Below are 22,394 nucleotides of genomic sequence, written 5' to 3'. Positions count from 1 at the left end.
CCGTCGCGGCACAATGGTCCGCGTGCCGCTTCTTCTCCGCCTGTTCGCCGGCCTCGCGCTGCCCTCCCTCTTCGCCACCGCCCACGCGGCCGAGCCGTTGCTGCTCGTCACCGCGCCCGCGGCGCTGCAGGCAGCCGAGAAATCCGGCGCCGACTTCCCCCACTGGCTGGCCGAAACACCGGGCGCCGACGGCATCGCGAGCAACGAGGCGCTGATGCGCTCGAAGGCCTGGCGCTCCATCGCCGAGCCCCTCGGCGCCAGCCTCGCGGCCATCCAGCGCCGCGACAAGCAGGCCGGCGTCGGCATCGCGAAGTACCCCCACCGCCTGTTCGACGCGCGCTGGCTCGCGAGCCCCGATGCCTTCTTCGAACTCGTCGGCGTGGCCAACCGCATGGACCGCCGCCCGTTCCAGGACGGCGCCTGCGGCGAGACCCGGCTCGTGTACCGCCTCGCCTACCGCACGAGCGCGATGCAGTCGCGGCTGCCGATGACCGTCAACGTCGAGCTGCGCGGCGACGCGCCCGATGCCGATGGCGGCTGCGCCTCGGCCGCGAAGCGCTGGCAGCCGCCGCAGGCCGCGATGGCCGACGAGGCGCTGGGCCGCTGGCTGGTGTCGGCCGACGGCCCGCTCGCGCCGCAGCGGCTCGCGCCCGCGCGCATCTCGCAACTCACGGTGAACCTGCAGAGCGTGCGCTGGCCCTCGGCCGTGCGGCCCGACCTCGGTGGCCATGCCGAATACATGCTGCGTGCCTTCCGCTGGAATACAGCCGCGAAGCGCTACGACGTGGGCCCGCTCGAGAACACGCCCGACGTCGCGAAGCTCAAGGCCAGCGCGCCGCTGCGCCAGGAACTCGAGCAATGGATTCGCCAGCCCGGGAACCTGCGCGCGCTCGACGAAGCCACGCTCAGGATTCCCGAGCGATTCCTCGCCACCGAGGCCATCTCGGTCGCGCCGCGCGGCCTCGAGCGCCTCGCCAACCGTCCGTTCGAGCAGCTCTTCCCCGAAAGCGAATGGCAGGCCGTGCCCGGCAGTCGCACGCTGCAGTCGCCACGCGCCCTGCTGCGCCGGCTCGACGACCTGAGTTGCATGGGCTGCCATCAGAGCCGCGCGGTCGCGGGCTTCCATCTGCTGGGCGTCGATCGCCGCGGCGCCTCGCGCAGCTTCACGCCCGGCAATGCGCTCGCGGTGCCGCACTCGCCGCATCTGCAGGACGAACTCGCGCGGCGTGCACGCTACCTGCAGGCAGCGTTGGCCACGCCGAAGCCCGATCCCTTCCGGCCGCTCGCCGAGCCGCTCGATGCGAACACACGACCCGAGCCGGCAATCGTCGGCGCGCGCTGCGAACCCACGCGCATCACGGCCTCGGCCAACCCCTGGCTCGACCGCGCCGAGAAGATGCCGCGCACCGCCTGCGAAGGCGCCGCCTCGGTCTGCGAGAAGACCTCGGTCGGCTTCCCGGGCGGCATGTGCTCGGGCCCCTGCGATCCCAAGGACCCGAACGGCACGTGCGGCGGCATCGCGATCCTCAGCGATTTCAACCAGTGCCTCGCGGCCAGGCGGCCCTTCGGCGAATGCCTCGCGAAGCACACGCGCCCCGGCAACCTGCGCAGCTGCTCGGCCACCGCGCCCTGCCGCGACGACTACATCTGCGCGCAGGCCGAAGGCCAGCCCGAAGGGCGCGGGGCGTGCATCCCGCCGTACTTCCTGTTCCAGATGCGCGTGGACGGCCACTCCTGACTTTCACCCTCCCCCGCTGGGGGAGGGCCGGGGTGGGGGCACCGGGCGCATCCATCGCCCCGCGAACATCGGCCGCGCGGTGCCCCCATCCCGACCTTCCCCCAAAGGGGGAAGGAGTCCAGAAAAGAGTCACCCCTCGTTCGCCGCCGGCCGCATCTTCCACGCCGACAGCGCCGCCACCGCCCCCAGCACCGCCACATACGCTCCCACCGGCACGATGCTGCCGAACTTCGCGACCAGCGTCGCCGCGATGATCGGCGCCAGCCCGCCGCCGAGCGCGGCCGCCATCTGGATGCCGATGGAGATGCCCGAGTAGCGCAGCTCGGCCGGGAACTGCGCCGCATACAGGTTGGATTGCGGCGCGAACATCAGCGGGTAGTTGAGCGCGAGCGCCACCACCATCGCCACCGTGTAGGCCGTGAGCGAGCCGCTGCCGATGGCCTGGAACAGCGGCAGCGCCATCAAGGCCAGCAGCGCGCCGCCGAACACGTAGAGCCGCCGCGCGCCGACACGGTCGGCCAGCCAGCCGAACAGCGGAATGGTCAGCACCATCAGCGACGAACCCAGCACCAGCGCATGCAGCGCATCGCCGCGCGAGAAGCCCAGCCGCGTGACCGCATAGGAGATCGAGAACACCAGGAGGGTGTAGATCAGCGTGACCTCGGCCAGCTTGCCGCCGATGGTCAGCAGCAGCGGCCGCCAGTGCGCCAGCACCACTTCGCGCGCGGGCAGCGCGGCGGTCTTGCGGTGCGCCTTCACGGCCTCGAACTCGGGCGACTCGTCGATGCGCGTGCGGATGAAGATGCCCACCGCGATCAAGAGCGCGCTGGCCAGGAACGGCAGCCGCCAGCCCCAGTGCAGGAAGGCGTCCTCGGGCAGCTGCGTGACCAGCGCGAAGGCGCCCGAGGACAGCAGCACGCCGATCGGCGCGCCCATCTGCGGCATGCTGCCCACCAGCGAGCGCCAGCGCGGTGGCGCATGCTCGACCGCCATCAGCATCGCGCCGCCGAGCTCGCCGCCGAAGGACAGCCCCTGGCCGATGCGCAGCAGCACCAGCAGCACCGCGGCCCAGAGCCCGATCGATTCGTAGGTCGGCAGCACGCCGATCAGCACGGTGCAGATGCCCATCATCAGCAGGCTCAAGGTGAGCATGGCCTTGCGGCCGAGCCGGTCGCCGTAGTGGCCGAAGACGATGCCGCCGATCGGCCGCGCGAGCATGCCGCTCGCGAAGGTGCCGAAGGCCGCGAGCGTGCCGGTCACCGGATCGAAGTTCGGGAAGAACAGCTTGTTGAAGACCAGCGCGGCAGCCGTGCCGTAGGCCAGGAAGTCGAAGCCCTCGATGGCGGTGCCGGCCATGGTGGCGGCGCCGACCTTCCAGACGCTCTGCGGCTTGGCGGCCGCGGGCGCGGCGGCGCCCACCGGTGTGGCGATCGTGTTCATGCGGGGTGCTCCTCGTTGCGGTCCTGAATCGATGCCGGATGGCGCCGGTGCCAGTCGGTCGCGCCCTGGTAGGCGCGGCCGGCGCGCAGCATCGTGGCTTCCTGCAGATGCGCCGCCACGAGCTGGAAGCCGATCGGATGGCCCTCGGGCGTGAAGCCGCAGGGCAAGGTCAGCGTCGGATGGCCGCTCATGTCGTAGGGCGCGGTGAAGCGCAGCAGCTTGAGCAGGTCACCCTCGTCGGTGCCCAGCGTGGCCACGCGCGCATTGCTGAAGCCCGCGTCGCAGGTGACGGGAATCGCGAGCAGGTCGATGTCGCCGAACAGCTTGGTCAACGCGCCGCGGAAGTTCAGCCGCTGCATCAGCAGCTTCTGCAGCTCGATGCCCGACTGCGCGCGGCCCACCTCGATGAAGCCCGAGAGCACCGGGCCGTAGCGCTCCTTCTGCGCCGGATAGGTGGCCTCGTGCGCGGCCGCCATTTCCACGGCCGAGAAGCGCAGCCAGCCCGCGATCACCTCCGACGGATCGGGCAGCCGCACCTCGCGCAGCGTGGCGCCCAGCCCGGTGAGCGTGGCCAGCGCCGCCTGCATCGCGGCGCGCGTGGGTGCATCGACGTCGCGTGCGATGTGGTCGGCATCGATGCCGATGCGCAGCCCCGCCACGCCCTGGGCCGACAGCGCCAGGTAGTCGGGCACGGCATCGGGCAGCGCCGTGGGATCGTCATCGTCGGCACCGGCCAGCGCGGCGAGCATCGCCGCGGCGTCGGCCGCGCTGCGCGTCATCGGCCCCACGTGGTCGAGCGAGGCCGAGTTCTCGAACACGCCGAAGCGCGACACGCGGCCCCAGCTCGGCTTCAGGCCCGTGAGGTTGTTGGCCGCGCAGGGGAAGCGGATCGATCCGCCCGTGTCGGTGCCCAGCGAGCCGAAGCACAGGCCCGCGGCCGTGCCCACGCCCGAGCCGCTCGAGGAGGCGCCGGGCCACTGGTCCGCGTTCCATGGATTGACCGGCGCGACGATGCTGCGGTGGTGCTCGGCGAACGCGCCCTCGGTGTGCTGCAGCTTGCCGAGGATCACGGCGCCGGCCTCGCGCAGCTTGCGCACCACGGTCGAGTCACGCTCGGGCCTGAAGTCGGCGTAGACCTCGGTGCCGTTGGCGCAGATCACGCCGGCCGCATGGCAGTTGTCCTTGACCGCCACCGGCACGCCATGCAGCGGACCGCGCCAGCCGCCACGCGCGATCTCCTCCTCGGCACGGCGTGCCTCGGCGCGTGCGCTCTCGGGCATGGTGCGCGCATAGGCATGCAGCGCGGGGTCGACGGCCTCGATGCGCGCCAGCATGCGCTCGGTCAGTTCCACCGGCGACAGCGCGCGCTCGCGCAGCCGCTGCGCCACCTCGGTCAGTTCCAGGAAATGCAGGTCCTCGCTCATCTCAGATCTCCTTGGTGTCGAGTTGCCGCGCGAACATCGCGAAGCTGGCTTTCACGATGCTGGGCTGCAGCAGGAAGTCGTGCGATTCGCGGGCCAGCGCCGGATCGACCAGCTTGAGCCGCCCGTAGGCGCTCTGCGCGATCAGCTGGTTGCGCGCGGCGCGCTCGATCAGCACCGAGAGGTAGAGCGACTCCTCCACGCTCGAGGTGGCGGCCAGGAAGCCATGGTTGGCCAGCAGCACGCAGCGCTTGGCGCCGAGCGCGGCCGAGATGATCTCGCCCTCGACGTCGGCGATCGGCAGGCCCGGCCATTCGGCGAGGAAGGCGCAGTCGTCGAAGAAGGGCGTGGCGTCCATGTGCGCGACCTGCAGCGGCTCGCCGGTCATCGACAGCGCCGACACATAGGGCGGATGGGTGTGGATCACGCAGTTGACGTCGGGCCGGCGCCGGTACACCCAGAGGTGGAAGCGCACGGCCGGGTTCGGCACGCCGTGGCCCTCGAGCACGCGCAGCGAATCGTCGATGCGCATCACCGAGCCCGCGCGGATCTCGCCGAACGCATGCGCCAGCGGCGTGGTGAGGAAGCTGCCGTCGGGCTGGCGCACCGTGATCTGGCCGGCCAGGGTTTCGGAATGGCCCTCCTTCGCGAGGATGCGGCAGCTCAGCGCGAGCTTCTCGGTATCGCTCCAGTGGCCGACGGTGAGGCCGTCGAGCTTCAGGGGCACGTCGGCGGAGGGGGCGTCTGTGACGGTGGGGTTCACGCGGGGTTCCTTCATCGGTGGTCGATGGCCGCCAATGTAGGAAGCGATGCGGCGCCGGGCCTTGCGCCTGCGCGCACGCGCATTGATCCAGCGCGCCAACGCGATGGGGCCGCAGCTCGCCCGCTAGTGGAAAGTCTCGATGTGCCGCGGCGGCGCGCCCTCCAGACTGCGGGCGCGGACCGCCCTTGGCACGAACCATGCACGCGGCCCGGCTCCCACCCCACCATGCACCACGACCCGACCCCGCACCTGAGCTTCGCGCCGCACCTGCGCCCCTTCTACCCGGGCGACCTGCGCGGCTACTCGACCACGCTCGACGCGCTGGTCTACCCCGGCGAACTCAGCGTGCAGCACAGCCATCCGCGCATGAACCTCGAGGCCTGCCGGCTCGTGGGCGGCGGCATCGCGGTCAGCTTCGATTCCACGCCGATGCAGGTGCGCCATGCGGCGGGCCAGTCCGGCCACGACGGCGCGGGCGAGGTGCTCGCGATGATCGCGGTCGACGGCCAGGGCACCATCGAGCAGGCCGGCCGCCGGCTGCCCTTTCGCAAGGGCGACATCGTGTTCCGCACCACGCGGCTGCCCTCGACCTGCGCGCTCGACGAATCGGGCCGGCTGGTGCAACTGCGGCTGCCGGCCGGGCGCTTCTTCGGCATCTATGCCGACCTGCGCGACCACTTCGAGCCCTCGCTGGCGCAGCCCGGCTCGATGCTGGCCGAGTCGGCGCGCCAGCAGCTCGACCGCCTGTTCGCGGTGCAGGCGCAACCGCATCCGGCGCTGGCCTATTTCTCGGAGCAGTCCTTCGTCTCGCTGCTCGCGGCCATCTACTGCGAAGCGGTGGCCGGCGCGCCGCAGGCCGGCGATGCCGGCGCGGCCAGGCGCCACGAGCGCGACCGCTGGCAGCGGCTCGCGGCCTACGTCGAGGCCAACCTCTGCGACCCCGAGCTCTCGGTCGAGGCGATCGCGCGCGAGCTGTGCATCTCCAAGCGGCTGGTGCACCGCCTGTTCGCCACGCAGCAGACGCAGTACGGCGCCTACCTGCGCGAGCGCCGCCTCGAGCGCGCGGCCGAGGAGTTGGCCAACGAGCGGCTCGCGCAACTCAGCGTGACCGAGATCGCGTTCCGCAACGGCTTCAACGACCCCAGCCATTTCAGCCGCGCCTTCCGCGACCGCTTCGGCACCACGCCGGGCGGCTACCGCGCAGGTCGCCCGCCGGCCTGATCAGGCCAGGTAGCCGCCGTCCACCGTCAGCGCCGCGCCGGTGACGAAGCTGGCGTCGGGTCCAGCGAGGTAGGCGACCATGCCGGCGATCTCGCTGTCGTGCCCCATGCGGCCCAGCGCCATCAACGGCTCCAGCCGCTCGCCGTACTCGGACTTCGGCGCCATGTCGGTGTCGGTCGGCCCGGGCTGCACCACGTTCACCGTGATGCCCCTGGGCCCGAGGTCGCGCGCGAGGCCGCGCGCCATCGAGGCCACCGCGCCCTTGGTCATCGCATAGACCGACGAACCCGCGAAGCCCACGCGCTCGGCCACCACGCTGCCCGTGATGACGATGCGCGCGCCACGCTCCATGTGCTTGAGCGCCGCCTGCACCGCCACGAAGGCCGAGCGCACGTTGACCGCGAACATGCGGTCGAAGTCGGCGAGCGCGTAGTCCTCGACCATGCCGCCCACCAGGATGCCGGCGTTGTTCACCAGCAGGTGCAGCCCGCCGAAGGCCTCGGCCGCGGCGTCGACCGCCTGCCGCACGGCCTGCGCATCGGCGCTGTCGGCGCGCAGCGCGAGCGCGCGGCCGCCCTGCCCTTCGATCTCGGCCACGAGCGCGCGCGCCGCCGCGTCCGACGACGCATAGGTGAAGGCCACGGCCGCGCCGTCGTTCGCGAGCCGCCGCACGATGGCCGCGCCGATGCCGCGCGAGCCGCCCATCACTAGGGCGGCCTTGCCGGAGAGGGATTTCGTCATGTCGACTTCCTTTTTTAATGGATCGATCGATCCAGAATAGAGCAAAAAAAAGCGCACCCGAAACCGGGCGCGCGCACAAACATTCAACGCAGGCCGCGCATCGCCATGCGCGCGATGTCGCGCAGGTCCTCGACCGAAGCGCCGCCGCGCCCCGAGAGCTTGAGCCCCGACAGCGTGGCCATCAGGAACTGCGCGGCCGCGCGCGGCGCGAGCGCGGCATCGATCTCGCCCGCGGCCTGGGCCTCGCCGATGCGGCCCTCGATGGCCGACTGCAGCATGCGGCCCGCGGTGTCGGTCAGCAGGCTCACCTCGGCATCGCCGCGGCCGAATTCGCAGAGCGCGCCGATGCCCATGCAGCCCGGCTGGCCCCGCGCGCCGAAATGCGTCGCCATGCCGTCGAGCATGGCCGCTAGCCCCGCGCGCGGCGAGGCAGCGCCATGCAGCGCGCGGATGTGCTGCGACACATGGCCCACGGCGTACTGCTGCAGCGCCTCGAGATAGAGCCTGCGCTTGTCGCCGAAGGTGTCGTACATGCTCTGGCGGCTGATGCCCATGGCGGCGAGCAGCATCTCGGTCGAGGTGCCGTCGTAGCCGTGGTCGCAGAACACGGCGATCGCGCCCTGCAGGGCGGCGTTGCGGTCGAAGGCTTTGGGTCGGGCCATGGCGGGCGAGTCTAGCGATTCCGGATCACCCTGTCCAAAACAGGTGATTCCGGACTCGCCTTCGCCCTTCCCCCTCAGGCCGGCACCGCCTCGCGCGCCACCGGGCCCGCCTCGGCGCGCGGCGCCACGAGCCGCGAGCGCAGCGCATCGCGCCTCACCTGCGCGGCGGCGATGCTCGCTTCCTTCACATGGCCGTAGCCGCGGATCTGCTCGGGCAGCTTGGCGAGCGCCAGCGCCGTCTCTGCATCGACCTCGTCCCAGCGCACGAGGATGTCCTCGATGCCCGCGCGGTACTCCTCGATCAGGCGGCGTTCCGTCCTGCGTTCCTCGGTGCGGCCGAAGGGATCGAAGGCCGTGCCGCGCAGCCGGCGCAGCGCGGCCAGCACGCGGAAGCCCTGCAGCATCCATGGCCCGAAGGCGCGCTTGACCGGCCGGCCCTGCGCATCGCGCTGGCCGAGGATCGGCGGCGCGAGGTGGAAGCGCAGCTTCGGCGTGCCCTCGAATTCCTGCTGCAGCTTCTTCATGAAGGCGCCGTCGGTGTACAGGCGCGCGACCTCGTACTCGTCCTTGTAGGCCATCAGCTTGAACAGGTTGGACGCCACCGCGCGCGTGAAGCGGTCGCCGCCGCCGCGGGCCTGCTCGACGCCGCGCACCCGCGCCACGAAGTCCGAGAAGCGCCGCGCATAGGCCGCGTCCTGGTAGGCCGTGAGGAAGGCGGTGCGGTCCGCGAGCAAGGCGTCGAGCCCCTGCGGCAGCTGCAGCGCCACCGGCTGCGCGGGCGAGGCCTCGCGCGCCACGGCCGCGAGGTCGAGCGCGGCGCGCCGGCCCCAGTGGAAGGCCTGCTGGTTGGCCTTCACGGCCACGCCGTTGATCTCGATCGCGCGCAGCAGCGCCGCCGAACTCAGCGGCACATAGCCCTTCTGGAACGCGAAGCCCAAAAGGAACAGGTTGGCCGCGATGGCGTCGCCCATGAGCCGGGTCGCGAGGCCCGTGGCGTCGATGAAGTCGACCTTGCCGGCCACCGACTCCTCGATGAGCGCGCGCACCTGGCCGGCCGGGAAGGTCCAGTCGGGGTCCTGCGCGAAATGGCCGGTCGGCTGCTCGAAGGTGTTCACCAGCGCATAGCTGCGGCCCGGGCGCATCTTGGCGATGGCGTCGGGCGCGCCCGCGGTCAGCATGTCGCAACCCAGCACCAGGTCGGCTTCGCCGGTGGGAATGCGCTGCGCCTTGAGCTGCGCCGCGTCGCGCGCCAGCCGCACGTGCGAGGTCACCGAGCCGTTCTTCTGCGACATGCCCGTCATGTCGAGCACGCTCGCGGCCTGGCCCTCGAGGTGCGCGGCCATGCCGATCAGCGCGCCGATGGTGATGACGCCGGTGCCGCCGATGCCGGTGATCAGGATGTTGTGCATGCCCTCGATCGCATGCACGGGCGGCTCGGGCAGCGCCGCGTCGGCCTCGGCGCCGCGCGCGGCCACCGGCTTGATGCGCCGCGGCTTCACGCCCTCCACGCTCACGAAGCTTGGGCAGAAGCCCTTGACGCACGAGTAGTCGGCATTGCACGCGCTCTGGTCCACGCGGCGCTTCAGGCCATGGGGCGTGGGCTGCGGCAGCAGCGAGGTGCAGTTCGACTGCCCGCCGCAGTCGCCGCAGCCTTCGCACACGGCCTCGTTGATGAACACGCGGTGCGAGGCCTGCGGGAACTCGCCCTTCTTGCGGCGCCGCCGCTTCTCGGCCGCGCAGACCTGGTCGTAGATCAGCACCGACACGCCCTCGTAGTCGCGCAGCGTGCGCTGCACCGCGTCCATCTCGTCGCGGTGGTGGACGGTGAGGACGAAGCCGCCGCCATCGGCCGGCAGCGGCGAGCGGTCGCGCCAGCGCGTCGGGTCTTCGGCCACCAGCGCGATGCGGCGCACGCCCTCGGCCGCCACCTGGTGCGCGATGCGCGGCACGCTCACGGGCCCGTCGACGGGCTGGCCGCCGGTCATCGCCACCGCGTCGTTGTAGAGGATCTTGTAGGTGATGTTCACGCCCGCGGCCACGGCGGCGCGGATCGCCATCGAGCCCGAGTGGTAGTAGGTGCCGTCGCCGAGGTTGGCGAACACGTGGTGGCGCTTCGAGAACCAGGCCTGGCCGAGCCAGGGCGCGCCCTCGCCGCCCATGTGGGTCGTGGTGCGGTTGTGCTCGGGATAGATCGCGGTCGCCATCACGTGGCAGCCGATGCCGGCCAGCGCCAGGCTGCCCTCGGGCACCTTGGTCGAGGTGTTGTGCGGGCAGCCCGAGCAGTACCAGGCCGGCCGCGCCGGCGTGGCCACGGCCTTGCCGAGCACCACGTCCTTGGCGTCGAGGATCGCCAGCCGCGTGCGAATCATGTCGCTGGTGTGGAAGCGCGCCACCCGCGCGGCGATCACGCGCGCGATCTGCGCCACCGAGAAGTCGGCCGTGGCCGGCAGCAGCCACTGGCCGCGCGGATGCGCGCCCCATTCGCCGCGCTCGTCGAACTTGCCGATCACGCGCGGGCGCACGTCCTCGCGCCAGTTGTAGAGATGCTCCTTGAGCTGGTACTCGACGATCTGGCGCTTCTCCTCGATCACCAGGATCTCGTCGAGCCCGTCGGCGAACTCGCGGATCGAGTCGGGCTCCAGCGGCCAGGGCATCGCCACCTTGAACACGCGGATGCCGATGCGCGCCGCCTCGGCCGCGTCGATGCCCAGCTCCTCGAGCGCCTCCAGCGCATCGCGGTACGACTTGCCCGAGGCCACGATGCCCAGCCGCGCCGAGGGCGCGTCGATGGTCACGCGGTTGAGCCGGTTGGCGCGCGCATAGGCGATGGCCGCGTAGATCTTCGCGTCCTGCATCAGCGCCTCCTGCTTGCGCGCCTGCACGCCCAGCGTGTCGGTCGACAGCCGCGCATGCATGCCGCCCGCGGGCGGCACGAAATCCTCGGGCAGCAGGGTGCGCACGTTCTGCGCGTCGGCCGGGATCGAGCCCGACGATTCCACCGTGTCGGCCAGCGCCTTGAAGCCCACGGGCAGCCCGGCGAAGCGCGACATCGCGAAGCCGTGCAGGCCCAGCTCGATGTACTCCTCCACGCTCTGCGGATAGAGCATCGGGATCATCGAGGCCGCGAACAGGTGGTCGCTCTGGTTCGGCAGGGTCGAGGAATACGCGCCATGGTCGTCGCCCGCCACCAGCAGCACGCCGCCATGGGGCGAGGTGCCCGCGTGGCTCATGTGCTTGAAGACGTCGCCGCAGCGGTCCACGCCGGGCGCCTTGCCGTACCACATGGCGAACACGCCATCGACCGCGCTCTCGCCGGTCAGGTGCACCTGCTGCGTGCCCCAGACGGCGGTGGCCGCCAGTTCCTCGTTCACGCCGGGCAGGAACTTGACGTGGTTGGCATCGAGATGCGGCTGCGCCTTCCACAGCGCCTCGTCGAGCCCGCCGAGCGGCGAGCCGCGGTAGCCGGAGACGAAGCCGGCGGTATCGAGGCCATTGGCCTGGTCGCGCCATCGCTGCACGAGCATGAGGCGTACCAATGCCTGGATGCCGCTCAGGTAGACGCGGCCGGACGTGGAGGTGTACTTGTCGTCCAGCGAGACGCTGGCGAGATCGTGGGACATGAAAGAAGGCTCCGGTAAGAGTCGCGAGAGATGCCCGTTCGGCCACCGGTAAGCGGCCTGCGGGCGGAACACGCGCCGCGGGTAAGCGGCGCGCGTTGGGGAAGATAGCGCAGCGCGGAGGATCGTGGGCTCAGGCCTCCTTCTGTTCGTACCAGCGGTCCTTGGCCAGCATCACCTCGTTGTGCGCCGCGCCGGCCGGCATCATCGGAAAGCAGTTCTCCTGCGCCGCCACCTGCACGTCGAGGAAGAACGGTCCCTCGCTCGCCAGGCATTCGGCCAGCGCCGCGGGCAGCTCGGTGGGGTCGCTCACGCGCCGCGCGCCCCAGCCGAAGGCCCTGGCCAGCGCCACGAAATCGGGCAGCGCCTCGTTCCAGCTGTGGCTCAGGCGGTTGCCGTGGTTGAGCTCCTGCCACTGGCGCACCATGCCCATGTAGCCGTTGTTGCACAGCACCAGCTTGACCGCCGCGCGGTGCTGCACCGCGGTCGACAGCTCCTGGATGTTCATCAGCACCGAGGCGTCGCCGCTCACGCACACGGCCAGCGCCTCGGGATGCGCCACCTGCGCGCCGATCGCGGCCGGCAGGCCGTAGCCCATGGTGCCGGCGCCGCCCGAGGTGAGCCAGCGGCGCGGTCGGTCGAAGCGCAGGTACTGCGCGACCCACATCTGGTGCTGGCCCACGTCGGTCGAGACGATGGTGTCGCTTCCCGTGTCGCCGATCGCCTGCTGCAGCGAGGCCATGAGTTGTTGCGGCAGGATCGCGTCGGCGCGCGGGGCGAAGCCCAGGCAGTCCTCGGCGCGCCAGCGCTCGATGCGCTGCCACCAGGGCGCGAGCCGCGCGGCCTCGAAGCGCTCGGGCAGCAGCGCGAGCAGCGCCTCGAGCACGGCCGCGCAGTCGCCCACCATCGGCACGTCGACCTGCACCACCTTGTTGATGCTGCTCGGGTCGATGTCGATGTGGATCTTGCGTGCGTGCGGGCAGAAGCGGTCGAGCTTGCCGGTCACGCGGTCGTCGAAGCGCGCGCCCACGCAGACCACGAGGTCGGCCTCGTGCATCGCGAGGTTGGCCTCGAGCGTGCCGTGCATGCCGAGCATGCCGAGGAAGGCCGGGTCGGAGGCCGGGAACGCGCCCAGCCCCATCAGCGTGAGCGTGCACGGCGCATGCAGCCTGCGCACCAGCTGCGTGAAGGCCTCGCAGGCCGCGGGGCCGGCGTTGATGAGGCCGCCGCCGCCATAGAGCACCGGCCGGCGCGCGGTCGAGATCAGGTCGGCCGCGCGCTGCATGCAGGCGCGCGGCGGCACCGGCGAGCGGTGCGTGCGCAGCGGGCGCGGCACGGGCACCGGCGCGCCCTGCCCCGGCAGCGCGAGCTGCACGTCCTTCGGCACGTCGAGCAGCACCGGGCCCGGCCGGCCCGCGGCCGCGATCTCGAGCGCGCGCCGCACCATCGTCGGCACCTCGTCGGGCGTGCGCACCTGGTGGTTCCACTTGGTGACCGGGCGCGACATGCCCAGCGCATCGCTCTCCTGGAAGGCCTGCGTGCCGATCACCGCGGTCGACACCTGGCCGCTGATGCACAGCAGCGGCACCGAATCGCTGATCGCGTCGAGCAGGCCCGAGATGGTGTTGCCCACGCCCGGCCCCGAGGTGACCAGCACCACGCCCACGCGGCCGGTGGTGCGCGCATAGCCCTCGGCCGCGTGCACGGCCGCCTGCTCGTGGCGCACCAGCACATGGCGCAGCCGCGGCTCGCCGTGCAGCGCGTCGTACAGCGGCAGCGCGGCGCCGCCGGGGTAGCCGAAGAGGGTGTCGACGCCGCAGGCAACCAGCGTGTCGAGCAGCGCCTCGGCGCCGTTGCGCACACGCGGCGCGGTGTCGATGGCGAGCGCGGCATCGAGGGGCAGGTCGGTGGCCGCGCCGATGTCCGAAAGATTTTCGGCATCCAGCGTCAGGGCGAGGTCGTTGGGGAGGTCGAGCAGTCTCATGCCGTCAATTCTTCCGGGTTTGAGGCAGAATTTGCTTCTGATTTTTGGATATTCAGGCCTAAAACATGAAAATCAATCGCAAATCTTCGCAAGATGACGAAGGACTTTTCGACAAGATCGACATGGCGATCCTCCGGGTGCTGCTGCTCGATTCGCGCAAGACCCTGCAGGACATCAGCGCCGAGGTCGGCCTCTCGCCCACCAGCTGCTGGACGCGCATCAAGAAGCTCGAGGCCCAGGGCGTGATCAAGCGCTACACGGTCGACATCGATCCGGCCAAGCTCGGCTACCAGGACTCGGTGATCGTGCAGGTCACGCTCGAGAGCCACACCGACGAGACGCTCTACGACTTCGGCCGCACCCTGGCCACCATCCCCGAGATCCAGGAGGCCTACCTGGTCTCGGGCGACTACGACTACTACATCCGGATCGCGGTGCGCGACACGCGCGACTACGAGCGGCTGCTGCGCGAGAAGCTCTACAAGATCCCCGGCATCCGGCACAGCAAGTCGCACTTCGTGCTGCGGGTGCTGAAGGAAGCGAGCATGCCGATCCTCTGAAAGGAAAAAAGCCGCCCGGGCCGGCAGGTCCGGCCCCGGGCGGCTCGGGCGCTCGCGCGCCGCGGCCTTACTGCTGCACCGTGATCGCCTTCGCCGTCAGCGAGGCATCGAAGTTCAGCATCGCCGGATACTGCGGCCAGTTCACGCCCAGCGCCGCGTTGTTCGGATCGCCGCCGCGCGCGAACGCCGCCAGGCTCTTCATCATCGCGTCCGACAGCTGCAGCCGCCCCGGCTCGTTGGCCTTCGAGTTGGCGAACTTCGAATAGAGCGACGGCCCGAAGTTGCCGAACACGAACGGCAGGTCGAAGGTGTGGGCCGCGCCGAAGATGTCGTTGAACGGCGCCGGCGACTTGTCCCAGTTGAACTGGTACCACCACAGCGGCACCTTCTGCGCCGCGAGCACCGGAAAGATCTGCTTGCGCAGCGCGATGAAGAAGTACTGGTTGTAGAGGTCGGTGCGCGCGTTGAAGCCGGTCACCGGGGTCGTCACGGGCAGGTACTGGCCCGGGATCCACTGCTCGAGCGAGGTCGTCGGCGCCGCGTTCGGGTCGTAGTTGTAGGCCATCGAGAACACCGTCGGGTCGTCGAGCAGCCGGCCGCTGATGCCGCCGAAGGCGGGCGAGGTCGCGAGGTTCTGCGGGAACAGCTTGGTCTCGTCGCGCGTGTAGCCGGCCAGCACCGGCACCTTGAGGAACTCGCCCGCGTTGATCGCCGCGATCGGGTTGGTCGGCACCACCACGCCGTCGTTGAGCGGATTCGAGGCCGACAGCCCCTGCGGCGCCAGCTTGTTCAGCACGGTCTGCAGCAGCGTGTCGGCGCTCTTCGAGCGCAGGTAGGCCGCGAGGTCGGCATTGCTCTGCGACGCGATGTAGGCGGTGGCCGCGGCCGTGTCCTTCACCGTGCCGTCGGCCACCAGCAGCGCCGCCAGCAGCGCGTTGTTCTGGTTCGGCACCGTGGTCGCGGTGGCGACACCGCCGCTCAGCGGCACCAGGCGCTGGAACAGCGCGGGCTTGGTGTTGACCACCAGCGGCGAGACCATCAGCGCATAGATGTTCACGGCGCCGGCCGACTGGCCCATCAGCGTCACATTGGCCGGGTCGCCGCCGAAGCGCGCGATGTTCGCGTTGACGAACTTCATGCCCTTGATCAGGTCGAGGATCGCGTAGTTGCCCGAGTCGTCGTTCGCGTCCACGCCGGCCTTGAGCTGCGGCGAGGCCAGGAAGCCGAGGATGCCGAGCCGGTAGTTGATCGACACCACCACCGCGTTGGCCGCCTTCGCGAGCGCCGCGCCGTCGTAGACCGGATCGCCGGTGTAGCCCGTGATGTTGCTGCCGCCGTAGACGAACACGATGACGGGCAGCTTGTCGGTCGCGGCCGCGGTCGAGGGCGTCCAGATGTTGAGGTAGAGGCAATCCTCGGAGCCCGTGGTCTTGCCGATCGAGCTGCCGATGGTCTCGTCGTAGCGGTTGTTCTGGCCCGGGCCGTAGAGCCGGCCCGTCTGCGCGCAGGCATTGCCGAGCTTCTGCGTCGTCTTCGTCGCGGTCCACGGCTCGGGGTCGACCGGCGCCTTCCAGCGCAGCGCGCCGACCGGCGGCTTCGCGAAGGGCACGCCCTTCCAGCTATAGGTGCCGTTGGTCGCGGAGTCGTCGTTGCCCTGCACGGGTCCGTAGGCCGTGGTGCGCAGCACCGGGGACTGCGCGGGCGGCGTGTCGGGCGGCGGGTTGCTCGTCGTGGGCGGGGGCAAGGCCACGAAGCCGGCACCGCCGCCTCCACCGCCGCCGCAGGCCGTGAGTTGCAGCAGGGCGAGAACGGCGCAGGCGGCACCGGCGCGCAGAGGGCGAATCGTCATGAAGTCTCCTGTTTTTTCCAGTGGTGATGGCCGCCGGTCCCAGGGACCGACGACCATCCACGAGTCTCGGCACGGTCGGCTCCGATTCCAATGTGGCGCGCGCACACCTTTGGCCCGCGTTCTATGTGAGGGCAAGGGCCGGCGACGCGATCGGCACGGGGATAATCGCCCCCGACCCGCGAAGACGGGACAGCGAACGAGCCGCCGGTGCGCGCGGCCGTTCGATCGGGGAGAAACCGGCGGCCCATGGGTGCGCCCCTCGCTGCAAGCGGCCGGCGCCCGTCCGGCGCGCGCCGCGAGCCGACAGCGAGTTCCAAGGCGCAAGCGTTCGATGAGACAGGGCAACAACGACGGCGGGAGAGCCGGTCGGGGGATCGCGGCCTTCTGGCGCGCGCTGCCGCTGATCGTGCTGCTGCTGTGCTGCGCGCGCACCCCTGCCGCGGCGCCCGCGCAGCCGGACGACCAGGCCCTCCACATCACCGAGGCCGAACTGCAGTCGGTGACCGGCACCGGCTTCTCGGCGCCGCCGCTGCTCGCCGTCGATGCCGAACTGCCGCGCGGCGGCTGGAAGCCGGTCGGCCTGCCCTACACCGCCGACCGCGAGCTCGTGCCCACCGCTTCCAGTGGCATGCGCACCGTCACCGACTGGTACCGCCTCGACCTCGGCAGGCTGCCGCCCTCGACGCAGCCGCGCCTGCTCTACCTGCCGCGCTGGAAGACCCTGGGCCACATCGCCGTGTACGGCGACGGCGTGCTCATCTACCAGTCGCACGGCAGCCCGATCCACAACGGCTACAACCATCCGCTGCTGCTGCCGCTCAACCCCGCGGCCCAGGCACCCACGCCCGCGTCGGTGCTGATCCGCGTCGACCGGCTGCGCAACAGCGGCAGCGGCGTCTCGACCGTGTGGGTGGGCCATGAGGACGACCTGTCCTGGCGCTACCAGGCGCGCCATCTGCTGCAGGTGCAACTGCCGTTCATGGGCAGCGCCGCCTTCCTCGCGGTCGGCGCCTTCGCCTTCGCCGTGTGGCTGGGCAAGCGGCGCGAGCCGCTCTACCTGCTGTTCTTCGCCATCTCGGCGGCCGCCTTCCTGCGCATGCTCCATTACTACGTGGGTGGCAGCTACATCCCGATGTCGGACGACTGGTTCGAATGGATGACCGTGGCCAGCCTGCTGTGGCTGATCCTGTTCGTCCACCTGTTCCTCGAGCGCCTGCACCGGCAGCCCTCGCCCTGGCTCACGTGGCTGTCGGTCGGCCTCACGCTGGCCTGCAACCTCGCGACCCTGCCGCACGTCTCGCGATCGATCGTCAGTCTCTACCTGTTCACCCCGCTGCTCAACCTCGCCGTGCTGCCGGTGGCCGTGCTGATCTTCTCGGTGAACCTGCGCAAGGCCTATCGCGCGCAACTGCCCGAGGGCCGGCTGGTGGCGGGCTGGACCATGTTCGCCGTCGCCTTCACCGGCTACGACGCCCTGCTGCAGAACAACCTCGTGAGCCCCGAGAGCGTCTACACCTCGCCCTACGCCATCATCGGCCTGTTCTTCGTCTTCTCGTACATCATGTTCCTGCGCTACACCGGCGCCTTCGCCGAGGTGGCGCGGCTCAACAAGGGCCTGGCGCACCGGCTGCGCGAGCGCGAGGACGAGCTCAAGCAGAGCTACGAACGGCTGCGCGTGGTGGAGAACGAGCAGATGCTCAACGCCGAGCGCCGCCGCCTGATGCAGGACATGCACGACGGCCTGGGTTCCTCGCTGATCGGCGCCATCCGCTCGGTGGAGCAAGGCAGCATGAGCGAGGCCGGGATCGCCGACATGCTCAAGGGCTGCATGGACGACCTCAAGCTCGCCATCGATTCGATGGAGAGCGTCGACGCCGACCTGCTGCTGCTGCTCGCGACCCTGCGCTTCCGGCTCGCGCCGCGCATCGAGGGCGCCGGCATCGCACTGCGCTGGGAGGTGCAGCCCGTGCCGCCCCTGCCCTGGCTCGACCCGGGCAGCGCGCTGCATATCCTGCGCATCATGCAGGAGTGCATCGCCAACGTGATGCGCCACACGCGCGCCACCACCCTGCGCGTGAGCACCGCGGCCACCGACGAGCTCGTGTGCGTGACGATCGAGGACAACGGGCCGGGCTTCGACGTGGCCGAGGCGCTGCAACGCGGCGGGCGCGGGCTGCGCAATCAGCAGCAGCGCGCGCGGGCGATCGGCGGGACCGTGGGGTGGGAGTCGGGGAGCGCGGGGACGCGATTCACGCTGTGGTTGCCGCTGGAGCGCGAGGTCGCGCCCCTCGCGGGCTGAGCGCTGCCGGCTCTGCTGCTCAGAGACGAGCCGCGGCGTTCGGGTGGCTCGGCAGGCGCAGGGTGCTGGCCTGGGCATCGGGCGGACACGGCGCATCGGAGTAGACCGCATCGCCTTCGGGCATGACGCACTTCTGGACCTCGATGAAGGCCGGGGCGGCCTTCTTCGTGGCCGCTTCGGCGCTGGCCATCGTGGTGTCCAGCCTGGCGATCGATGGCACGACGGACGCGCGGACCGGCTGGACCGCCGGCGCGCTGTCGATGGCCGGCGCGGGCGCCTTCGCCTGCTCCGGCATGATCGACGGCGGCAGCCGTGGCGCGCGCCCGGCGCTCTCGTGCACCAGGCTGCTGAGCGCGAGGTAGAACAGGAACACCGCGAGCAAGGCGACGCCCAGCCCCACCGCCCAGTACCTCGGCGCGCGAACCGCGCGCAGCGATTCCATCAGCGGCGCGGCCATGCCAGACCTCCGGACTGCAATGCACCCGCCAGCTTCGCGATGCCGCCCGTGCCGCTCGCGGCCCGGCCGATCAGCGCGCCGCCTGCCGCACCGGCGACGATGCGCGTGAGGAACGAGCGGCTGCGGCCGGCGGCCAGCAGCAGCAACACACCGGCACCGAGCACGATCAGGTGCTCGCCGGGGTAGTCGGCGCGGGCGGCGTCGACCTGCTTGAACTTGTCGATCGTGTGTTCGAGGGTCATGGCTGGAAGTCCTTGTTGTCTTCAGCCATTCATAGATGCCCGCGCCAACCGGCCTTGTAGGCGCCTGCCATCCCCTTCCTCGGAATCCTTCTCGAAAGCCCCGCGGAGAACACCGCGTCATCCGCGCACCGTGCATACGCCGATGGAGGTATTTCGTTTTCAGAATTTCTTGCTAGATTGGGGCCCACATTGACGAGGAGACGTCATGACCCGGACGAACATCGCGCCGAAGCCCGCCCTCAACCCCGTCGGCCGCATGGCATGCAGGCCGATCCAGCCGGCGGCGCGATGGCAACGCCCCCTCCTCGCCGCGGCCCTGCTGTCGGCTTGCGCCCTCCTCGCTCCCGTCGGAGCCAAGGCCCAGGTCAATCCCGAGATCGCCAGTTGCAGCGAACTCAAGGACGAGGCCACCGTCACCCAGGCGGACCTTTGCGCGGCCCACATCGGCTGCCGCTTCGTGCTGAACGTGCAGAAGACCTGTGCGCAGGCCAAGGGCTATCTCGGGCGCTTGCAGGCGGCGATCGGCGAAGGCACGCGAGGGCTCTTCGGCCATCGCAAGGAGGTGACGCCCGATGCGATCTTCACGGCCGTACTGAGCGACGAGGAGAGACGCGGCGCGCGCAACCTGGAGAAGCTGCCCGAGGCGAAGCGACGGATCGAGGACATCGCCACGCAGGTGCGGAATGTCGGTGCCGGCGACCCGTTGACGGGTATGGGCTACGACAAGATCCCCTGGGCCTATTACGGCCAGACGAAGGACGGCAAGGAAGACGGTTGGGGAACGTATTTCTATTCGAACGGCAAGGTGGTGCGAGGGCAATACACCTACGGTCTCGTACAGGCCAGGCAGGACATCCTCATGCCCAACGGCGGCAGGATGATCACCGAATACGTGCACGGAGACCCGACATTCCATACCGCCTCCGCGACCCCGGATGGCGCCATGAACCTCGGCACCTGGCGCAACGGCGTCTTCGAAGGAAAGAAGTACCGCCCCGATGGCGCCTTGGCCGAGGAAGGCCGTTTCGAAAAGGACGGCAAGCTGTCGGTGGGCGTCAGCTACGACGCAGCCGGCGCACGCACCGACGTCAACCTTCCCGCCGAGCGCGCGGCCGCCGCCCGCACGGCAGCGCAGGAAGAACAGCAGCGCGCGCGTGAGCAGGCCGCGCAGGCCGAACAGCAGTTCCGCACCAGCCTGCAGGCCATGAACCCCGGCCAACTCTTCGCGCGCGCCGACGAACTCAATGCGCAGGGCGACAAGGCGCGTGCCCGCGAAGTGCAGCGCACCCTCGTGAGCCGCTTCCCCGACCACCCGCTGGCCGCCACCGCCGCGCAGCAGATGGCGGGCGGCGCCGGCACCGGTTCGTCGGCCGGCACGAGCACCGCTTCCGCCGCTCCCGCCCGCCCCGCGGGAGGTCGACTCTCGAGCCAGGCCTGCGAGGCCATGAAGCAGACCGTCATCGCGACCAAGGTGCCGCCCAACGCCTCGATCACCGCCAGCCAGGAGACCGTGATGTTCATGACCAAGACGGTGCTCGACATGATCGACGGCAACTGCCCCACCGAACCCGGCGTGACGCCCGCGCAGATCGAAGCGGAACGCAAGCTGCGCCAGCAGCAATATGCGGCCGCGGAGAGCGCCTGCAACGCAGTGCAGTCCGGAGGGCGCCGATGCACGCCCCAGGTTCACACCGCCGCAAGAGCGACGAGCACGCCGCCGGCCAACGCCTCGACCGTCGGCAGCACGCCACGCACGCCCACCATCTCCTACGACCCCGTGACGGGGCGCTGCATCGGCGATCGGGAAGCCTGCGCGTGCCAACCGGGCCTGGGCAACAGCAAGGAGTACGGGGAGTGCCCGCGTTCCGGTGGATCGTCGGGTGGGGGGATTCGGACGGCGCGATGATTCCTGGAAATTTTCAGGGAGAGATCGGGCTTCGCGCCGATCGTCGGGAGCAAGAGCTACTTCGTCGTCAATGACGACCCGCAGCCGCATCGGCGGCCATTCCCATGGCGCTGAAAGCGATGTACTCATCAGTCCAGCCGGGGCCGATAGCTTCGGGACCGGCCAACCACTCGTCGAGCGCGTCGGCGTGAACTTCGACGGCCTTTCGAAGGCGGTCCAAATCGTGACGGGAGGCGGCTTTCAATGCCTTGGTTCGTTCGCCATCGCCCGCGATTCCGAACTGCTCGACCAAGTCGGCGAAAGACAGAGGACGAGCTCGACGGAGGGGGGGAATTTTGTTGGGGTCCAGCATGAGCTTGAGGGCGCGCTTTCAAGAAGAGCCGTCCTCTTCTTCGGCCGTTTGCCTCACGACCACCAAGGTCAGGATCAACGGTAGTCGGCGAGGCGCGTCGGATGACCGGCCTTGATGATTCCCCCCCGGAATCTGACGTGCCAGTCCGGGTCCCACTCCTTGTGTGCATGCACATGAAAGCCGCCCTCGACCGGGGCCACATCAAGGGGCAACAGCCGATCGCTGGGGCGAGCAAGAAGCTCGACCTCATCCCCTGGATCGAGGATCACTTCCTCCGGGATCATTTCAAGATACAGCGTCATGGCGACGGCGGTTTCGTTCTTGAATATTCCGACCACAGGATAGGCTTCCGGTCTCATACGGTGATGCTCCAACCAACTACAGATCAACGGGCCGCTTCGCACCACAAGCCGCGCAATGGTTGGCAATGGGCGTACGCAGTGGCTTTCCGCATGCGTGGCAAGGCGGGCCATACAGACTCGCGCGATGATGAAAAAGGGCAAGGGGATTCGTCTCCTTGCAACCGGTGATCTGCTCATAGGCTGCCAGCGAAAGATGGCCAAGACCCGCCTCCTTGGCCTGCGAGAGCGAGCGCCCTGTCTCTTCCCGATATTTCTTCAACTGCTCGATATAGCTGTTCGGATGGACCCGCTGCCATTCCTCTTCCGTCAGCATCGGAATGTCCATCTTGCGCCGCCAGCAGTACATGGTGATTGCCATCGATCCGTTCCTCCCTGTGACCGTGGTAGGCCTGTCACCAAAGTCTAGCCCGCAGGAGGACGGGCCGAGCTGCGTGGACCGACGAACGAGGACAACCGTCATGCGACAGTCGCCCGACACACTCCGTCGATAGACTTGGATCGCATGCAGCCCGACAGCGACAAGAAAGGCCTGGCCTCCCCTGCTACCCGATTGCACCGACTCACGTCCTGGCCAACGGCCAACACCTCGCACCCCGAAGAAGAACCTGCAATGCAAAGACGGCCCAAGAGTCCATGGGTCTCGTGGTGCGCATGCAGCCTCTTCTTGCTGCTCGCCAGCGGATGCACAACTGCACCGCCCGCAGCCCCGCCGATCTTTCCTGAGACCTCCTGGGCAACATCCCCCGAACCCGGAGAAGCCAGCGCCTGCCGCCGCAGCCT

At 70.0% G+C, this 22,394-nt stretch carries 18 protein-coding genes; 5 read left to right on the top strand and 13 right to left on the bottom strand.

Annotated features, from left to right (window positions below; genetic code table 11):
* The first annotated feature begins 13 nt into the window (after window positions 1-13).
* A complete protein-coding gene (locus R0232_RS13475) occupies window positions 14-1,738 on the top strand; it encodes a hypothetical protein (RefSeq protein WP_431512432.1) in 1,725 nt (574 codons plus the stop codon).
* 129 nt (window positions 1,739-1,867) lie between these two features.
* Here the strand turns inward: R0232_RS13475 and R0232_RS13470 are convergent, their stop codons facing one another.
* The 3 genes from R0232_RS13470 to R0232_RS13460 are packed head-to-tail and all read right to left on the bottom strand — an operon-like array spanning window position 1,868 to window position 5,362.
* Window positions 1,868-3,178, bottom strand: coding sequence for an MFS transporter (locus tag R0232_RS13470; protein ID WP_208510711.1), 1,311 nt, complete (start codon window positions 3,176-3,178; stop codon window positions 1,868-1,870).
* Window positions 3,175-4,602 carry an amidase gene (locus R0232_RS13465; protein WP_431512431.1) on the bottom strand — a complete coding sequence of 476 codons (1,428 nt, stop codon included), beginning with the start codon at window positions 4,600-4,602 and terminating at the stop codon, window positions 3,175-3,177. Before R0232_RS13465 ends, R0232_RS13470 begins: the two co-directional genes overlap by 4 nt.
* 1 nt (window position 4,603) lies before the next feature.
* Window positions 4,604-5,362: an aldolase gene (locus tag R0232_RS13460; protein WP_431512430.1), complete on the bottom strand. Its 759-nt coding sequence runs from the start codon at window positions 5,360-5,362 to the stop codon at window positions 4,604-4,606.
* Window positions 5,363-5,587: 225 nt separating this feature from the next.
* Here R0232_RS13460 and R0232_RS13455 point away from each other — a divergent pair, with 225 nt between their 5' ends.
* A complete protein-coding gene (locus R0232_RS13455) occupies window positions 5,588-6,583 on the top strand; it encodes an AraC family transcriptional regulator (protein WP_431512429.1) in 996 nt (331 codons plus the stop codon).
* Here R0232_RS13455 and R0232_RS13450 read toward each other — a convergent pair whose 3' ends face one another.
* The 4 genes from R0232_RS13450 to ilvB all read right to left on the bottom strand — a co-directional run bounded on the left by R0232_RS13450 (window position 6,584) and on the right by ilvB (window position 13,587).
* On the bottom strand, window positions 6,584-7,324 hold the full coding sequence (locus tag R0232_RS13450; RefSeq protein ID WP_431512428.1) for a 3-oxoacyl-ACP reductase family protein: 741 nt from the start codon (window positions 7,322-7,324) through the stop codon (window positions 6,584-6,586).
* A gap of 83 nt (window positions 7,325-7,407) precedes the next feature.
* Complete coding sequence (locus tag R0232_RS13445) at window positions 7,408-7,986, bottom strand: TetR/AcrR family transcriptional regulator (protein ID WP_431512427.1); 579 nt, start codon at window positions 7,984-7,986, stop codon at window positions 7,408-7,410.
* Window positions 7,987-8,060: 74 nt separating this feature from the next.
* Complete coding sequence (locus tag R0232_RS13440; protein WP_431512426.1) at window positions 8,061-11,606, bottom strand: indolepyruvate ferredoxin oxidoreductase family protein; 3,546 nt, start codon at window positions 11,604-11,606, stop codon at window positions 8,061-8,063.
* A gap of 130 nt (window positions 11,607-11,736) precedes the next feature.
* Window positions 11,737-13,587, bottom strand: a complete 1,851-nt coding sequence (ilvB, locus tag R0232_RS13435) for a biosynthetic-type acetolactate synthase large subunit (protein ID WP_431512425.1) — start codon at window positions 13,585-13,587, stop codon at window positions 11,737-11,739.
* Window positions 13,588-13,709: 122 nt separating this feature from the next.
* Between ilvB and R0232_RS13430 the strand changes: the two genes are divergently transcribed.
* Entirely contained in the window at window positions 13,710-14,147 is a 438-nt protein-coding gene (locus tag R0232_RS13430) for an Lrp/AsnC family transcriptional regulator (RefSeq protein ID WP_057595424.1), read from the top strand.
* Between the two features lie 67 nt (window positions 14,148-14,214).
* On the opposite strand, the gene R0232_RS13425 is transcribed toward R0232_RS13430, so the two are convergent.
* Complete coding sequence (locus tag R0232_RS13425) at window positions 14,215-15,996, bottom strand: carboxylesterase/lipase family protein (protein ID WP_398496136.1); 1,782 nt, start codon at window positions 15,994-15,996, stop codon at window positions 14,215-14,217.
* Between the two features lie 331 nt (window positions 15,997-16,327).
* Here R0232_RS13425 and R0232_RS13420 point away from each other — a divergent pair, with 331 nt between their 5' ends.
* Window positions 16,328-18,295: an ATP-binding protein gene (locus R0232_RS13420; RefSeq protein WP_431512424.1), complete on the top strand. Its 1,968-nt coding sequence runs from the start codon at window positions 16,328-16,330 to the stop codon at window positions 18,293-18,295.
* A gap of 19 nt (window positions 18,296-18,314) precedes the next feature.
* Here R0232_RS13420 and R0232_RS13415 read toward each other — a convergent pair whose 3' ends face one another.
* Window positions 18,315-18,752: a hypothetical protein gene (locus tag R0232_RS13415; RefSeq protein WP_431512423.1), complete on the bottom strand. Its 438-nt coding sequence runs from the start codon at window positions 18,750-18,752 to the stop codon at window positions 18,315-18,317.
* Window positions 18,737-18,994 (bottom strand): hypothetical protein, encoded by a 258-nt coding sequence (locus R0232_RS13410; protein WP_208514054.1) that lies wholly within the window; start codon window positions 18,992-18,994, stop codon window positions 18,737-18,739. The genes R0232_RS13415 and R0232_RS13410 overlap by 16 nt, the downstream gene beginning before the upstream one ends.
* A gap of 205 nt (window positions 18,995-19,199) precedes the next feature.
* Here R0232_RS13410 and R0232_RS13405 point away from each other — a divergent pair, with 205 nt between their 5' ends.
* Window positions 19,200-20,900, top strand: a complete 1,701-nt coding sequence (locus R0232_RS13405; RefSeq protein ID WP_431512422.1) for a hypothetical protein — start codon at window positions 19,200-19,202, stop codon at window positions 20,898-20,900.
* A 67-nt stretch (window positions 20,901-20,967) separates the two neighbouring features.
* Here the strand turns inward: R0232_RS13405 and R0232_RS13400 are convergent, their stop codons facing one another.
* The 3 genes from R0232_RS13400 to R0232_RS13390 all read right to left on the bottom strand — a co-directional run bounded on the left by R0232_RS13400 (window position 20,968) and on the right by R0232_RS13390 (window position 21,972).
* A complete protein-coding gene (locus tag R0232_RS13400; protein WP_431512421.1) occupies window positions 20,968-21,252 on the bottom strand; it encodes a hypothetical protein in 285 nt (94 codons plus the stop codon).
* Window positions 21,253-21,326: 74 nt separating this feature from the next.
* On the bottom strand, window positions 21,327-21,611 hold the full coding sequence (locus R0232_RS13395) for a hypothetical protein (protein ID WP_431512420.1): 285 nt from the start codon (window positions 21,609-21,611) through the stop codon (window positions 21,327-21,329).
* A gap of 19 nt (window positions 21,612-21,630) precedes the next feature.
* Window positions 21,631-21,972, bottom strand: coding sequence for a hypothetical protein (locus R0232_RS13390; RefSeq protein WP_431512419.1), 342 nt, complete (start codon window positions 21,970-21,972; stop codon window positions 21,631-21,633).
* Window positions 21,973-22,394 lie beyond the last annotated feature (422 nt).

The sequence above is a fragment of the Variovorax sp. DAIF25 genome, from assembly GCF_050711835.1.
In the GTDB taxonomy this organism is placed as follows: Bacteria; Pseudomonadota; Gammaproteobacteria; order Burkholderiales; family Burkholderiaceae_C; genus Variovorax.
This window is presented reverse-complemented; position numbering and strand designations above follow the sequence as displayed.